The organism is Bradyrhizobium sp. S3.7.6 (assembly GCF_054061875.1).
The window spans coordinates 5,212,044-5,226,888 of the sequence record NZ_JBSSEQ010000001.1 but is presented as its reverse complement, the minus strand read 5'-3'; the positions used below and the strand labels follow the sequence as shown (position 1 = coordinate 5,226,888).

The window sequence follows — 14,845 nt, the reverse complement described above, 5'->3', positions numbered from 1 at the left end:
TCGCAATAGCTCTCGCGGTGTCGGGCACACACGCCCAGAGCATTTCACCGGACGAACTGAACAGCCGCAGCATCCAGCGCCGCGCCATAGAGGCCGTGATCTGGGGGATGCCGGCGGTCAACTACGACTTGATGCTCCAGGAAATGTTCGCGAAGACGGAAGGAAAGGTAGGGCAGGCGATCTATTGGGGGCGGCCGCTGGATTGGCACAACCAAACCCTGACCCCGAATCCCGACGCGCTCTATTTCATGGTGTTCTTCAACACGAAGGACGGTCCGGTCGTGCTCGACCTACCGCCCGGCGACAATGACGGCTCGTTCAACGGCAACATCGTGACGGTCTGGCAGATGCCGCTCGAAGACGCCGGGCTTCTCGGTGCCGACAAGGGAAGGGGGGGAAAATATCTGGTTCTGCCGCCGGGGTATTCAGGCAAACCGCCGGACGGATACGTCACACTGCAATCCGATACGTTCGGCGGATACATGCTGTTCCGATCAAATCTCAGGAGCCACGGCCCCGCCGACGTCGCGACGTCCATCGCCTACGGCAAGCGGCTCAAGGTGTATCCGCTGGCGCAAGCCGAAAATCCTCCTGCGACCGTTTTCACCGACGTCAAGGACGTCAACTACGATTCGACCATCCGCTATGACGAGAGCTTCTTCGAGCATCTTGATCGCATGGTGCAGAGCGAGCCATGGCTGCAGCGCGATCGGGCGATGATCGATCAGCTCAAGACGCTCGGTATAGAGAAGGGAAAGCCGTTCCAACCGGCTGATGCGACCAAGACCCTGCTGGCGTCTGCGGCACGTGAGGCGGGGGCTCTGCTGGAAGCGAAATACGACGCCGGCCTGCCACCATTCTTCTCGACGACGAGCCGCTGGACCTTTCCCGCGCCGCCAGATCTGATCAAAGCGGCGCAAGAAGGTTATGCGGATCCGGAACAGTATCCGGTCGATCAGCGTGGCATGGCCTACAGCTACGCTTATATCGGCATCAAGCGCCTCGGTTCGGGGCAGTTCTACCTGATCTCGATCCGGGACAAGGACGGCCAATCGTTCGAGGGTGGCCAGTCCTATCGGCTGACCGTGCCGGCCAATCCGCCGGTCGAGCAATATTGGTCCGTCACGGCGTATGACCGGCAGACCCATGCGCTGATCAAGAACATGTCGCGCGCCAGCCGCTCCTCGCAGATTCCCGAGTTGCAGAAGAACGCGGATGGCTCGGTCGATATCTATTTTGGCCCGGCGGCGCCGGCGGGCAAGGAATCGAACTGGGTGCCGACCGACCCGAACCGCAAGTTCGAGTTGATGTTCCGCGCCTATGCGCCGACCAAGGCGCTTTTCGACCACAGCTGGAAGCTGTCTGACGTCGAGCGGATCGCAGCGACTGTGGGAGGTGCGACGAAGAACTAGATCGCTGGGAGATGAGAAGCACAGTTTTTAGGATGGAATGAAGGGACTCGACGTGACGGGACACATTCGCAAAGTCGGGCTCGCGACGGTATTGGCGATGGCGAGCTTCGCCGCTCAGCCTGCGCTCGCGGCTTCAGCGGCGTGAGCTTCTGGCTTCCGGGCATCTTCGGCAGCTTGGCCGCCGTTCCCGTAACGCCTGGATGGGCCTATTCGACGATCTACATTCACCTCAACGAAAAGGCCGGAGGAGGGCAGAACTTCGTCACTAGCGGCGGCATACCCGGCTCGGTGACCGCCGGCCTCAACGCACATGCCGACGCGTTCGTCATGGGCATCACCTACACCTCGCCGATGCCGGTGCTGGGCGGCCAAGCCGGCTTCACCGTGCTCACCGCGCCCGGCAACATTGGCGCCGGCATCGATGCGACGCTGACCGGTCCGCGCGGCAATACGATCTCGGGCAGCGCCACCGACAACCGCACGACGCTGACCGACGTGTTCTACCAGGGCACGCTGAAATGGAATCAGGGCGTCCACAACGAGCTGGTCTACATCACCGGCAACATCCCGAGCGGCACCTATGATTCCAGCCGGCTCGCCAATCTGAGTTTTGGCTTCCCCGCGATCGACGTCGGTGCCGGCTACACCTATCTCGATCCGAAGAGCGGCCACGAATTCTCGATCGTCGGCGGGCTCACCTATAGTTTCATGAACGGGGCCCTCCAGTATCAGAACGGCATGGATTTTCATGTCGACTGGGCAGCCTCACAGTTCGTCAGCAAGAACGTTCACATCGGCATCGCCGGTTATTTCTTCCAGCAGATCACCGACGATAGCGGTCCCGGCGCCAAGCTCGGTGGCTTCCGCGGCCAGGCGGTCGGCATCGGTCCGCAGATCGGCTTCATGATCCCGATGTCCGACGGCTACCAGGGCTATCTCAATATCCGAGGCTACAAGGACCTTGAGACCGAGAACCGGCCGAACAGCTGGTCGACCTGGGTTACTTTCTCGGTCTCGCCGTCGGCGCCCGCGCCGGCGGCGACGAAGCCCATCGTGCGAAAATACTGATGGAGGCGTTCAGGCAGCTCCGATGACAGGAGAGAAGACCAGCAAGCGCGTATTTCGCATTGGCTTTCAGACATCGATCATCACGGTGTTCGTGGGCGTGGTGTTGCTTGTGGGCCTGACGCTGGTCTATCTCAGCTTCGAACGCGTGACCGCCATCACCAGGACGGCCGCCTCTGGCTTCATCGAGAAGGTGGCACAGCTTGGCGCCGATCACATCGACGAGCAGTTCAAGAATGTCCGCGACAATCTCGACATACTGTCCGGCCTGCCGCCGATCCAGGAGGCCGACATCGCGGACAATACGCGGCTCTACAGCCTGATGGCGGCGATGCTGCGCAACAACCCGCAGCTCTTCAATCTCTATGTCGGCTACGAGGACGGCTCGTTCATCGAGATGGACGTGATCGACCGCGCCCAGCCGGCGTTCCGAAAGGGTTTGAATGTCGATGAGGATGCTGCCTTCCGCCTGGTCGTGATCTCGCGCACGGCGGGGGCCGCGCCTGTCACGCAGTTTCTCTCCGAAAACCTCATTCAGGTTGCCGAGGTCGCCGGACCCGCGAGCTACGATCCGCGGCAGCGGCCCTGGTATGTCGAGGCGTTCAAGAACGACAAGACGCTGTTGACCGGTCCTTACGTCTTCTACGCCACGGGCGAGCCGGGCTACACGCTGCGGACGCCATTGAGGGAAGGGCGCCGCGGCGTTATTGCGGGTGATTTGCTGCTGAACCGGTTCGAGGACATGCTGGCGGCGCAGAAGCTCGGCCAATCAGGGCTGGCGTTCCTGTTCAACGATGCCGGGCGCATCGTCGGCCATCCCGAGATGAACCGCCTGATGGCAGAGATCCCGGAGCGGCAGGACGACCTGCCACAGATCGGCGCGCTCAGGCTGCCCGCGCTCGTGCCGGTCATCCGCTCCTGGCGGGATGGCGGGGCGGCCCAGCAGTTCTTTGCGGACGCGTCGGGCCGAACCTATGTCGCGGCGGTTCACAGGCTCGAGACGGCCGGCTCGGCCAATATCCGGATGGCGATGGTCGCGCCGCTCGACGAGTTCTATGCGCAGATCATCGACGAGCGCCGTACGCTGTTCGCGCTTGCGCTGGCCTTTGTCGGCGCCACGCTTCCGTTCGCGTTCTGGCTTGGATCGCTAATGGCGCGGCCGCTGCGCAAGCTGGCCGACGAGACCGACGCGATCCAGCGGTTCGAGATCACCGAGCGGCCGCGCGTCCATTCCGTCATCGCCGAGGTCGAGGAGCTTGGCCGCTCGGTGTTCACCATGCGCAGCGTGGTACGCAGCTTTGCGAGCTTCATCCCGCGCCAGATCGTGCGGCAGCTGATCGAGACCGGCTCTTCGCTCAGCCTCGGCGGCTCCAGGCGTGAGGTCACGGTGCTGTTCACCGACGTCACCGATTTTACCGCCAAGACGGAGCGCGCCGACCCGTCGCAGGTGATGATCCACACCTCGCGCTATTTCGCGGTGCTGTCGGATGAGATCATGCGGCACCAGGGCACGGTCGACAAATATATCGGCGACGCCGTGATGGCATTCTGGAACGCGCCGGCCGACGATCCCGACCACACCGTCAATGCCTGCCGCGCCATCCTGGCATGCCTTGCGGCCAACGAAGCGCTCAACAAGGAGTTTCGCCGCGAGGGCTGGCCGCCCTACGACACCCGCTTTGGCCTGCATGTCGGCGACGCCGTGGTCGGCAACATCGGCTCGAGCGACCGGATGAACTACACCGCGCTGGGCGCCACCATCAACCTGGCGTCGCGGTTGGAGGGACTGAACAAGAATTACGGCACGCGCGTGCTGGTCAGCGCGGCGGTCCGCGCCAGCGTCGGCGATAAGTTCCTGTTCCGCAGCGTCGACAGTATCACGCCCAAGGGATTTGCCGACGCGATCGAAGTCAGTGAGCTCCGCGGCGAGCTGGCGCACGCCGATGAAGCCGAGGTTGCGATGTGTCGACGCTGGGATGAAGTCTTTGCGGCGATCGCGCAGGACGGCGCGGCCGAGACGACGCGGGTCCGGCTGTCGGCCTTCCTGCACGACTATCCCAAGGATAGCGTCGCGCTATTTCATGCCCAGCGATTTCGGTCCGCGGCCCGGAATGCGGGAGCGGCGGCATGAACATCTTCGGTGTCAATCGCCGGCAGTTGCTGCGGCACGGCGCGGCGCTGGCGGCCGCGTCAATGCACGCGGCGCCAGCCATTGCGCAGGCGCGCAGCAGAATTCGGCTCGGTTATCTCCACGTGGTCGCCGTGGACGGACACATCTGGACCGGGCTCGATCGCGGCTCGTTCGACCGCGAGGGGATCGATTTCGAATTGCACGAGTTCAACACCGGACCTGAGGTGTTCGAGGCGATGGCGCGGGGTGAGCTCGACGTCCTCTCGGCCGGCGGCGTCATCTCCAACTATCTGGCGCTCGGCCGCGGCCGGGGCTTTCTCATCAACGACATTGAGGTCGCGACCGCGCAGCTCTGGGTCCGGCCGACGCTCGGCGTCAAGGGGATGGCCGATCTCAGGGGCAAGCGGATCGCGACGACGATGAAGACCACGGCTCACATTTTTCTCGATCGCGCGCTGCGGGCCAACAACGTCAACCCGTCCGAGGTCGAGATCGTCAACGGCAGCATGGCCGCCGCCGTCAAGGCGTTCATTGCCGGCGAGGTGCCGGCCGTTGCGCTCTGGGTGCCGTTCAACATTGCCGTCCGCGAGGCGTTGCCGGATGCGGTCAAGCTGGTGGACGCCTCCGCCTTCTACCCGCAATCCGCCGTGCTCGGCGGCTGGACCGCGCGGATGGATTTTTATGCGGGGAACAGGGACGTGCTGGCCCGGATCATCCGCGCCTGGGCGGAAGCGAACGACCACATGGTGCGCAACCCAGCGGCCGCAGCGGAGGCGCTCCAGACACATTACGGGCAGTCGCGTCCCGCCGACATCGCGGAAGCCTTCAAGGCCCAGAAGCTCTATTCCTCGCGCGAATGGAAGCGGCTGTATTCCGACGGGACCGTCGTGAAATGGCGCCAGCAGGTCAGTGACTTCTTCATGACGGATGCCGGCGTCACCACACCCGTGCGGGCCGCAGACTATTTCGACACGCAGCTCTACCTTGCAACCGTCGCCTGAACTTCCAGGGGCACAGGCTCGCACGGACACTCCCTTCGGGCCATGCATCGGCCTGCCCAGCGTCCAGATCATATTTCAATGTGTTTTCAATATCCTGCGCCCGCATTCTAATGTAGCCGCGGCACCACTTCGCCCCAGCGCAGAATCGCACTCAAGCAGTTGTGTGTGTCGGGCGCGGTCGCGTCATGAGGGCGACGCCAATTCGACCCAATTCAAATCGAGCTTGGCAGGCGCCGGATCCTTACGGAGGTGATTCCAATGCCAGACGTCCTCGACCGTTCCGAAATGGCCCCCTCGATTCTGCCGGCGGACGTTCCCGAGCTCAGCGATGATGAATGCCTGGCCTGCCTCGCGCGCGCCGTCGAGGCGCACGATTCGGCGCGGCTCGACGAAGTCGCCGCATTGATCGGCCGCCTCGCAGTCACGATCGAATAGCTCATCGATCACCTTGACGCCTCGGGTTGCGCAGCCTGGTCCGCCGGGCCAACGGACGTGTTGCGTTTTCGCGGAGCCTGTTCCAAAGATGCCGCCGAATTTCGTCCGCGGCATCGTCCGCATTGCAGGGTCCGCAAATGTCCGGTTTCTCGACCGCGCGCCTAAAAATGGTCGATGGCCAGGTGCGCACCAATGACGTCACCGATCGCCGCATTCTCGACGCGATGCTCACAGTTCCGCGCGAGGCGTTCGTGCCGGTTGCCAGGCAGGCATTGGCCTATCTCGACCTCGATCTCGACGTGAGCGAAGGCGGGGCCAAGCGGTTCCTGATCAAGCCGCAGCTGACCGGCAAGCTGCTCCAGGCCGCCGAAATCGGCGAGGGGGACAACGTGCTGGTGGTCGGCTGCGCCACGGGCTACCTCGCCGCGCTGACGGCTACGCTCGCCCGTCAGGTCACCGCGACGGAATGTGATTCGGCCCTGGCCGCGAAGGCCAAGGATGCTTGCGCCAGTCTCGCCAACGTCACGTGCAAGGCCGCAGCCTGCGCCGAAGGGGATCCCTCTGCCGCTCCCTATGACGTCATTATCCTCAACGGCGCCTTCGAGGTGACGCCAGAGGCGCTGCTCGGGCAGCTCAAGGAGGGCGGGCGCCTCGTGGGGGTGTCGGCCCAATCCACGCCCCCCCGGGCCGTGATCGTGACCCATACCCACGGTGAATTCGGCCATCGGGCGCTGTTCGATGCCGCAGCTCCGGTCCTTCCCGGGTTGGAACGGGCCGCCGCTTTCGTCTTCTGAAGTCCCGATTGAGGGCTTTGGCCCGTTAAAATCCCGTTCTGAATCAGAAGTGTGGCCCGGATGCTGCACGTGAAGAGTTTCCACCGGGAACTACCTTCAGGTGGTTCCGTTGCGCCAATTGGCGGCCTATGTTGCTGAGGGGCAACGACTCCACTCGGTAGACGGTATCCTAGCTCGCGGGCACGAGCGGGGCGTTAGAATGAACGGAATTTAAGGGATGCATGGGGTGAAGCTCTTCACCGGAGCTGCGGTTTCGGTCCTGCTGCTGGCGCTTGCCGGGCCGACGCCTGCCTTGGCGGACACGATCGAGGCCGCCTTGGTGCGCGCCTATCAGAACAATCCGCAGCTCAACGCACAGCGCGCCCAGGTGCGCTCGACCGACGAGAACGTGCCTCAGGCGTTGTCGGGCTATCGCCCCAGGGTCGCGCTGACGGCGAACGGCGGCTATCAATATCAGGATACGTTGAGTTCGCCGGGGCCGGGTAACACACCAATCAACGGGCCCAGCGTGCCGCGCAGCGTGGGTGTGACCGTCACGCAGACGCTCTATAACGGCAACATCACCGGCAACAGGACGCGCGCCGCCGAGAGCCAGGTTTCCGGCTCCCGCGAAGCGCTGCGCAGCCTGGATCAGAGCGTGCTGCTTCAGGGCGCTTCGATCTACATGGACTATCTGCGCGATGCGGCTACGCTCGAAGTCCAGCGCAGCAACGTGCGCGTGCTCGAGCAGACGCTGAAGCAGACGCGTGATCGCTTCAACGTCGGCGAAGTGACGCGCACCGACGTTGCGCAATCGGAAGCGCAGCTGGCGGCTGGCAAGACGCAGGCCCTCACGGCCGAAGCAAATCTCACCACGACGCGCGCGAACTTCCGCCGCATCATCGGCAACGAGCCGACGAACCTCGCGCCCGGTTCGCCGGTGGATCGTTTCTTGCCCGCAAGCCTCGCCGGGGCAGTCGAGCTCGGCCTGATCGAACATCCCAACGTCACGGCCGCGATGTTCGGCATCGACGTCAACTTTCTGCAGGTCAAGGTCGCCGAAGGCGCGCTGCTGCCGACGATCGCGTTGCAGGTGGGGGCCACGCAGGGGAACGAACAGTCCTTGATTCAATACAGGTCGTTCAACGCGTCCGCCATCGCCCAGGCCAATTGGCAGCTCTACGATGGCGGCAATTCATATTCGCTGATCCGCCAGTCCAAGGAAAACCTGGCGCAGCAGCGTCTCAACCTCGAAACCACCCGCGACCAGACCCGCGCGACGGTCGTGCAGTGGTGGGGTTCGCTGCAGGCCGGCAAGGCCCAGGTGCAGTCCGCGCAGGCGCAGGTCACGGCGTCCGAGATCGCGCTGAACGGCGTGCGCGAAGAAGCCAAGGCTGGTCAGCGTACCACCCTCGACGTGCTCAACGCGCAGCAGGCGCTGGTCAACGCGCGAGTCGCGCTGGTGACCGCACAGCACGACCGCGTGGTCGCGTCCTATCAGGTTCTGGCCGCCATCGGCCGTCTGTCGCCGCAGGTCCTCGGCCTTGCGACCACGGTTTATGATGCGAGCGTTCACTACCATCAGGTCCGCGACAGCTGGGCCGGCGTGCGCACGCCTGACGGACGCTAAGGTCCGTAGTCATCCGGTCGGCCTCGCAAACAGCCGAGGCCGACTGGTGCTTTGCTTGCAATCATCAAAATCCCTGACATAGCCTTGCCAAGAAGATGCGGGTCGATTCGCCCGGCACCTGATGTCGTGTGCGTAAAGGCTTGAGTGCCGAGGGCAGAGGCGCACCTCCGCACGTTGAGCCGTGAACTGGGGACAAGTCGGGCTGCCGCGACGAAAATGTCGGGGCGTCCGTTGCGGAACCGGCCAATCCTGTCGTGCTTGGTGTAAAACAACGCATGCGAGGGCGTTGATGATGTGGAGTCGGAGATGACGCAGCCTGCAAAGGTCACAGAACCCTCGATGGAGGAGATTCTGGCCTCGATCCGGCGCATCATTGCCGACGATGAGGCCAAGCCGCCGCCGGCCGAAGTTGCCAAGCCAGCGCCCGCTGCAGCTGCGCCGAAGCCGTCAGCCATGAACGACATTCCGCCATCCAAGGTCGCTCCCGCAAAACCTGCCGCCGAGAAGCCCGCGCCGCCGCCGGTTGCGAAGCCGGCTCCAGCGCCGCCGCCGCCCGCACCTGCGGCGGATGCATCCAATAACCAGGACGATATTGATGCTCTGCTGGCGGGGCTGGACGCGGCTACGCCTGCGCCCGAGGTCCGTGCACCAGAGCCAGAGCCCGAACCTGAACCCGACGTGCTCGAATTGACCGACGAGATGGCGGTGGATCCGGAGCCGACGCCGCCTCCGCCGCCGCCCAGCTTCCGCAAGGTCGAGCCGCGCGACGATCTGGAATTCGCCGAATCGCCGCTGCGCCTGACGCCGTCATCGTCCTATGCGGCGGTGGACTACGATGCGCCGCCGGTACCACCCCAACAGCCGATCCTGGCCCAATCGACGGTCTCGGCGGTCGAATCCGCCTTCAACTCCCTGGCCCACACGGTGCTCAGCAGCAATGCGCGGACGCTGGAAGATCTGGTCAAGGAGATGCTGCGTCCGATGCTGAAATCCTGGCTCGACGACAACCTGCCGGGTCTCGTTGAACGCATCGTGAAGGCCGAAATCGAGCGGGTCTCGCGCGGCGGCAGGTGAGGGCGGCTCCCGAGCCCTCATAAAGCCCCTCTTATGCGCCTGTTTGGCCTGCCGACCGGCCGCAAAGCCGTTTTGCCGCCGGGCTTTCCGTTGATCCTCTCCCGGACCTTTTCGTTGACTTGCCCCCCGCGCGCGGCTTTCTAGCAGCCCATGATCGAGAAAAATTACCAGCCCGCCGATATCGAAGCCCGCATGTCCGTCGTGTGGGAGGACAGCCTTGCCTTCAGGGCCGGCCGCCCCGACCGCCGCGACGCAGTGCCCTTTACCATCGTGATCCCGCCGCCGAACGTGACGGGCTCGCTGCATATGGGCCACGCCCTCAACAACACCCTCCAGGACATCCTGTGCCGGTTCGAGCGCATGCGCGGCCGCGACGTGCTGTGGCAGCCCGGCACCGACCATGCCGGCATCGCCACCCAGATGGTGGTCGAGCGGCAGCTGATGGAGCGTCAGCAGCCCAGCCGCCGCGAGATGGGCCGCGAGAAGTTTCTGGAGCGGGTCTGGCAGTGGAAAGCCGAGAGCGGCGACACCATCATCAACCAGCTCAAGCGCCTCGGCGCCTCCTGCGACTGGTCGCGCGAACGCTTCACCATGGACGAGGGCCTGTCGAAGGCCGTCATCAAGGTGTTCGTCGAGCTGCATCGCGACGGCCTAATCTACAAGGACAAGCGGCTGGTGAACTGGGACACCAAGCTGCTGACCGCGATCTCCGACCTCGAAGTGCAGCAGACCGAGGTCAAGGGCAGCCTGTGGTATCTGCGCTATCCGATCGAGGGCAAGACGTTCAGCCCCGAGGATCCCTCGAGCTTCATCGTCGTCGCCACCACGCGGCCCGAGACCATGCTCGGCGATACCGGCGTGGCCGTGCATCCCGACGACGAGCGTTATCAGAAGCTGGTCGGCAAGAACGTGATCCTGCCGCTGGTCGGTCGCAAGATTAAGATCGTCGCCGACGAATATTCCGATCCGGACAAGGGCTCGGGCGCGGTGAAGGTGACGCCGGCGCACGACTTCAACGACTTCGAGGTCGGCAATCGTCACGGCCTGGGCCGGATCAGCGTCATCGACAAGGAAGGTTGCCTCGACCTCGTCGACAATGAGGATTACCTGCGCCACCTGCCGGAAGGCGCTTCGCAGTTCGCCGAGGAGTTTCACAAGGTCGACCGCTTCGCGGCGCGCAAGCGCATCGTCGAGCGACTGGAATCCTTCGGCTTCGTCGAGCGGATCGAACCGCACACCCACATGGTGCCGCACGGCGACCGCTCGAACAGCGTGATCGAGCCCTATCTGACCGACCAGTGGTACGTCGACGCCAAGACGCTGGCAAAGCCCGCGATCGCGGCGGTGCGTTCGGGCGAAACGACGTTCGTGCCGAAGAACTGGGAAAAGACCTATTTCGAGTGGATGGAGAACATCCAGCCCTGGTGCATCTCGCGCCAGCTGTGGTGGGGTCATCAGATCCCGGCCTGGTACGGCCCCGATGGCAAGGTGTTCGTCGCCGAGACCGAGGAGGAGGCCGTCAGCCACGCGCTCGGCTATTACGTCGAGCAGGAGGTCATCACGGCCGAGCAGGGCCGCGAGATGGCGCTCGACCGCAACAAGCGCGAAGGCTTCATCACGCGTGACGAGGACGTGCTCGACACCTGGTTCTCCTCGGCGCTGTGGCCGTTCTCGACGCTCGGCTGGCCCGAGGACGCGCCGGAAGTGCAGCGCTATTACCCGACCAACGCGCTGGTGACCGGCTTCGACATCATCTTCTTCTGGGTCGCCCGGATGATGATGATGGGCCTGCACTTCATGAAGGAAGTGCCGTTCTCGACGATCTACATCCACGCCCTCGTCCGCGACGAGAAGGGCGCCAAGATGTCGAAGTCGAAGGGCAACGTCATCGACCCCCTCAACCTGATCGACGAATACGGCGCCGACGCGTTGCGCTTCACGCTGGCCGCCATGGCGGCGCAGGGACGCGACATCAAGCTCGCCACCAGCCGCGTCGAGGGTTACCGGAATTTCGCAACGAAGCTCTGGAATGCGTCGCGTTTCGCGGAGATGAACCACTGCGCCGTGCCCGACGGTTTCGAGCCGGCGAAGGCCAAGGAGACGCTGAACCGCTGGATCGCGCATGAGAGCGCGCACACCACGCGGGAGGTGACCGAGGCGATCGAAGCTTATCGCTTCAACGACGCGGCCGGTGCGATCTACCGCTTCGTCTGGAACGTCTATTGCGACTGGTATGTCGAGCTCGCAAAGCCCGTGCTGCTCGGTCCGGACAGCCCCGCCAAGGACGAAACCCGCGCCATGGTCGCCTGGGCGCGCGACGAGATCCTGAAGCTGCTGCACCCCTTCATGCCCTTCATCACCGAAGAGCTGTGGGAGGTGACGGCCAAGCGCGACGGCCTGCTGGCGCTGGCGAAATGGCCGCTGAAGCCGTCCGAGCCGACGCCGGAGCAACTCGCGATGCTCGCCGCGGCAGCCGGGCCGACCGATCCGCTGATCTCGCCGGTCCTGATCATGCCGCTCTTCGACCATGCCGACTTCACCGATCCCAAGGCGGAAGCCGAGATCGGCTGGGTGATCGACCTGGTCACGCAGATTCGCTCGGTGCGCGCCGAGATGAACATCCCGCCGGCAACGCTCACGGCGCTGGTGCTCGCGGGCGCCTCGACCGAGACAAAGGAACGCGCGCCGCGCTGGACCGACGTCATCAAGCGCATGGCACGGCTGTCCGACATCTCCTTCGCCGACCGCGCACCTGATGGTGCGGTCCAGCTCCTCGTGCGCGGCGAGGTGGCCGCGCTGCCGCTGAAGGGCGTGATCGACGTCGCCGCCGAGCGCACGCGCCTCGACAAGGAGATCGGCAAGGCCGACGCCGACATCAAGCGCGCCGAGTCCAAGCTGGCGAACGAGAAGTTCGTCGCCAACGCGGCCGACGAGGTCGTCGAGGAGGAGCGCGAAAAGCGCGAGGCGGCGCTGGCGCGGAAGGCCAAGCTGCTGGAGGCGCAGGAGCGGCTGAAGCAGGCGTCGTAGAGCGTTTTCGAGCGAAGTGGAAACCGGTTCGCGTCAAGAAAACGCGTCAAAACTAGAATCTAGAGCCCGTTCCATCGGAACGGGTTCTAGGCCTGCTTCGGGAACGGCTTGCTCAAGAACTTCGAGCCCTTGACGCCATAGCGCCAGGGCAGCTCGACGGCCTTGGTGATGCCGATCCGGATGCCGGCCACCACCTCGACCTCCTCTGTCCGCGCATGCAGCGCGATCGGCGGCCGGTCCAACGGCAGGGCGTTGTGCGCGATGGTGATGCCCAGCGCCTCGGTCAGCTTGCCGGGACCCGAGCACAGCGCGTGCACCTCCTGGAGATGGCGGCGGCGGCGCATCGCGGCGATGCCATGCGTCGGCTCCAGTGCGCGGATCAGCACGGCGCTGGCGGAGCCTTCCTCCTCGCAGACGAAGTTCACGCACCAGTGAATGCCGTAGGAGCGGTAGACATAGGCAAAGCCGGGCGGGCCAAACATGATTTGGTTCCGCGGCGTCGGGCCATTGTAGGAGTGCGCCGCCGGCTCGGTATGATGATAGGCCTCGACCTCGACGATGAGGCCGCCGACGCCATTGACCAGCATGGTGGCCCCGATCAGGTCGGGCGCGACCTCGTGGACGCTGCGGCCGAAAAACGCACGCTTCAGGGCTTTGCCGAGCCGCGGTGGTGAGGCTTTCGAGGTTGGAGCCATTCGAGATGAGAATCGCCTGAGAACAGAGCAGGATATTGCCCATATCTGCCATGTTCCCTGAAGCGGCGCGAGCCGGGTTGCGGCAGGCAGCCAGACCGACTAGGTAGGACCTGAACAGACCGGACAGCCCATGGTCGTTATTGTCGACACCATCTCGAACCCGTTGCGCCCCCGCCACCCTGAAAAGGTGAATCGCCCTGATTCCGCTTCGCCGCCGAAGCCGGACTGGATTCGCGTGCGCGCCCCCAATACCCGCGGCTATGCCGACACCCGCAACATCGTGCGCGCCAACGGCCTGCATACCGTGTGCGAGGAGGCGGGCTGCCCGAACATCGGCGAGTGCTGGGACAAGAAGCACGCGACCTTCATGATCATGGGGGACACCTGCACCCGGGCCTGCGCGTTCTGTAACGTCAAGACCGGCATGCCCAATGCGCTGGATGCGGCCGAGCCGCAGAACGTCGCCGAAGCCGTCGCCAAGCTGGGGCTGGCCCACGTCGTCATCACCTCCGTCGACCGTGACGATCTGGCCGATGGCGGCGCCGAGCATTTTGCAGAGACCATCCGTGCGATCCGGGCCGCGTGCCCCTCGACCACGATCGAGATCCTGACGCCGGACTTCCTGCGCAAGGAGGGCGCGCTGGAGGTTGTCGTCGCGGCGAGGCCCGACGTCTTCAACCACAATCTCGAGACCGTGCCGTCGCGTTACCTCACGGTGCGGCCCGGCGCGCGCTACTTCCACTCGATCCGGCTGTTGCAGCGGGTCAAGGAGCTCGATCCCACCATCTTCACCAAGTCCGGCATCATGGTCGGCCTCGGCGAGGAGCGCCACGAGGTGCAGCAGGTGATGGACGATCTGCGCTCCGCCGACGTCGACTTCCTGACCATCGGGCAATATCTCCAGCCGACCCGGAAGCACCACGCCGTGATGCGCTATGTGCCGCCCGACGAGTTTTCGTCCTACGAAAAGGTCGCCTACACCAAGGGTTTCCTGATGGTGTCGGCGAGCCCGCTCACCCGTTCGTCGCATCATGCCGGCGAGGACTTTGCGAGACTGAAGGCCGCACGGGCCGCGACTGCCCGCTGAACCGCCATGCCCAAATTTTCAAGCAAGCGCCGTGTCCATCACAGCGCGTCCGAGATGTTTGATCTGGTCGCCGACGTCGAGCGCTACCCGGAGTTCGTGCCGCTGTGCAGCGCGCTCAAGATCCGCCAGCGGATGGCCAAACCCGACGGCACCGAGGTGCTGGTCGCCGACATGACGGTGTCGTTCAAGCTGGTCAAGGAGTCCTTCACCAGCCGCGTGACTCTCGACCGCGCCAATCTGAATATCCGGGTCGAATATCTGCAAGGCCCGTTCAGCAACCTCGAGAACCGCTGGACGTTCGAGCCCAAGGGTGAGGGCGTCTGCGACGTCGGATTCTTCCTGGCCTACGAGTTCAAGAGCCGGATGCTGGCGATGCTGATGGGCTCGATGTTCGATGCCGCGTTCGCGCGCTTCTCCATCGCATTCGAGAAGCGGGCGGATGCGATCTACGGCCGGCCGAAGCTGGCGTCGTCGTAAGGCGTACTCTCTCCGCCGTCATTGCGAGGAGCCCTTGC

At 64.3% G+C, this 14,845-nt stretch carries 13 protein-coding genes; 11 read left to right on the top strand and 2 right to left on the bottom strand.

Annotation, left to right across the window (positions count from 1 at the left end; genetic code table 11):
• Positions 1-17: 17 nt before the first annotated feature.
• From ACVJ5M_RS25405 to ACVJ5M_RS25375, 7 genes are all read left to right on the top strand, one after another.
• Complete coding sequence (locus ACVJ5M_RS25405) at positions 18-1,412, top strand: DUF1254 domain-containing protein (RefSeq protein WP_354099672.1); 1,395 nt, start codon at positions 18-20, stop codon at positions 1,410-1,412.
• 141 nt (positions 1,413-1,553) lie between these two features.
• The gene (locus ACVJ5M_RS25400; RefSeq protein WP_354099673.1) at positions 1,554-2,480 is read left to right on the top strand and encodes a SphA family protein; all 927 of its coding nucleotides are present in this window, start codon (positions 1,554-1,556) and stop codon (positions 2,478-2,480) included.
• A gap of 22 nt (positions 2,481-2,502) precedes the next feature.
• Positions 2,503-4,608, top strand: coding sequence for an adenylate/guanylate cyclase domain-containing protein (locus tag ACVJ5M_RS25395; protein ID WP_283016455.1), 2,106 nt, complete (start codon positions 2,503-2,505; stop codon positions 4,606-4,608).
• Complete coding sequence (locus tag ACVJ5M_RS25390; protein WP_354097825.1) at positions 4,605-5,609, top strand: ABC transporter substrate-binding protein; 1,005 nt, start codon at positions 4,605-4,607, stop codon at positions 5,607-5,609. The genes ACVJ5M_RS25395 and ACVJ5M_RS25390 overlap by 4 nt, the downstream gene beginning before the upstream one ends.
• A gap of 258 nt (positions 5,610-5,867) precedes the next feature.
• The gene (locus ACVJ5M_RS25385; protein WP_094183926.1) at positions 5,868-6,044 is read left to right on the top strand and encodes a hypothetical protein; all 177 of its coding nucleotides are present in this window, start codon (positions 5,868-5,870) and stop codon (positions 6,042-6,044) included.
• A 137-nt stretch (positions 6,045-6,181) separates the two neighbouring features.
• Positions 6,182-6,838 (top strand): protein-L-isoaspartate O-methyltransferase family protein, encoded by a 657-nt coding sequence (locus ACVJ5M_RS25380; protein ID WP_176400466.1) that lies wholly within the window; start codon positions 6,182-6,184, stop codon positions 6,836-6,838.
• 217 nt (positions 6,839-7,055) lie between these two features.
• Complete coding sequence (locus ACVJ5M_RS25375; protein ID WP_208071439.1) at positions 7,056-8,447, top strand: TolC family outer membrane protein; 1,392 nt, start codon at positions 7,056-7,058, stop codon at positions 8,445-8,447.
• Here ACVJ5M_RS25375 and ACVJ5M_RS25370 read toward each other — a convergent pair.
• Positions 8,444-8,902: a hypothetical protein gene (locus ACVJ5M_RS25370; RefSeq protein ID WP_283018954.1), complete on the bottom strand. Its 459-nt coding sequence runs from the start codon at positions 8,900-8,902 to the stop codon at positions 8,444-8,446. The genes ACVJ5M_RS25375 and ACVJ5M_RS25370 overlap by 4 nt on opposite strands.
• On the opposite strand from ACVJ5M_RS25370, the gene ACVJ5M_RS25365 reads away from it, so the two are divergent.
• Complete coding sequence (locus tag ACVJ5M_RS25365; RefSeq protein WP_283018870.1) at positions 8,787-9,521, top strand: PopZ family protein; 735 nt, start codon at positions 8,787-8,789, stop codon at positions 9,519-9,521. The genes ACVJ5M_RS25370 and ACVJ5M_RS25365 overlap by 116 nt on opposite strands.
• A 150-nt stretch (positions 9,522-9,671) precedes the next feature.
• Positions 9,672-12,548: a valine--tRNA ligase gene (locus ACVJ5M_RS25360; protein ID WP_283016457.1), complete on the top strand. Its 2,877-nt coding sequence runs from the start codon at positions 9,672-9,674 to the stop codon at positions 12,546-12,548.
• An 86-nt stretch (positions 12,549-12,634) separates the two neighbouring features.
• Here the strand turns inward: ACVJ5M_RS25360 and ACVJ5M_RS25355 are convergent, their stop codons facing one another.
• The gene (locus ACVJ5M_RS25355; RefSeq protein WP_283016458.1) at positions 12,635-13,243 is read right to left on the bottom strand and encodes a DNA-3-methyladenine glycosylase; all 609 of its coding nucleotides are present in this window, start codon (positions 13,241-13,243) and stop codon (positions 12,635-12,637) included.
• Positions 13,244-13,373: 130 nt separating this feature from the next.
• Here ACVJ5M_RS25355 and lipA point away from each other — a divergent pair, with 130 nt between their 5' ends.
• Entirely contained in the window at positions 13,374-14,330 is a 957-nt protein-coding gene (lipA, locus tag ACVJ5M_RS25350; protein ID WP_085399550.1) for a lipoyl synthase, read from the top strand.
• 6 nt (positions 14,331-14,336) lie between these two features.
• A complete protein-coding gene (locus ACVJ5M_RS25345) occupies positions 14,337-14,807 on the top strand; it encodes a type II toxin-antitoxin system RatA family toxin (protein ID WP_071914058.1) in 471 nt (156 codons plus the stop codon).
• Positions 14,808-14,845: the final 38 nt, after the last annotated feature.

Bases quoted from the DNA above. Each gene is read 5' to 3' on its own strand.
- ACVJ5M_RS25395 (WP_283016455.1), top strand. From the start codon at position 2,503: ATGACAGGAGAGAAGACCAGCAAGCGCGTATTTCGCATTGGCTTTCAG.
- ACVJ5M_RS25390 (WP_354097825.1), top strand. From the start codon at position 4,605: ATGAACATCTTCGGTGTCAATCGCCGGCAGTTGCTGCGGCACGGCGCG.
- ACVJ5M_RS25385 (WP_094183926.1), top strand. From the start codon at position 5,868: ATGCCAGACGTCCTCGACCGTTCCGAAATGGCCCCCTCGATTCTGCCG.
- ACVJ5M_RS25380 (WP_176400466.1), top strand. From the start codon at position 6,182: ATGTCCGGTTTCTCGACCGCGCGCCTAAAAATGGTCGATGGCCAGGTG.
- ACVJ5M_RS25375 (WP_208071439.1), top strand. From the start codon at position 7,056: ATGCATGGGGTGAAGCTCTTCACCGGAGCTGCGGTTTCGGTCCTGCTG.
- ACVJ5M_RS25365 (WP_283018870.1), top strand. From the start codon at position 8,787: ATGGAGGAGATTCTGGCCTCGATCCGGCGCATCATTGCCGACGATGAG.
- ACVJ5M_RS25370 (WP_283018954.1), bottom strand. From the start codon at position 8,902: ATGGCTGACGGCTTCGGCGCAGCTGCAGCGGGCGCTGGCTTGGCAACT.
- ACVJ5M_RS25360 (WP_283016457.1), top strand. From the start codon at position 9,672: ATGATCGAGAAAAATTACCAGCCCGCCGATATCGAAGCCCGCATGTCC.
- ACVJ5M_RS25355 (WP_283016458.1), bottom strand. From the start codon at position 13,243: ATGGCTCCAACCTCGAAAGCCTCACCACCGCGGCTCGGCAAAGCCCTG.
- lipA (WP_085399550.1), top strand. From the start codon at position 13,374: ATGGTCGTTATTGTCGACACCATCTCGAACCCGTTGCGCCCCCGCCAC.
- ACVJ5M_RS25345 (WP_071914058.1), top strand. From the start codon at position 14,337: ATGCCCAAATTTTCAAGCAAGCGCCGTGTCCATCACAGCGCGTCCGAG.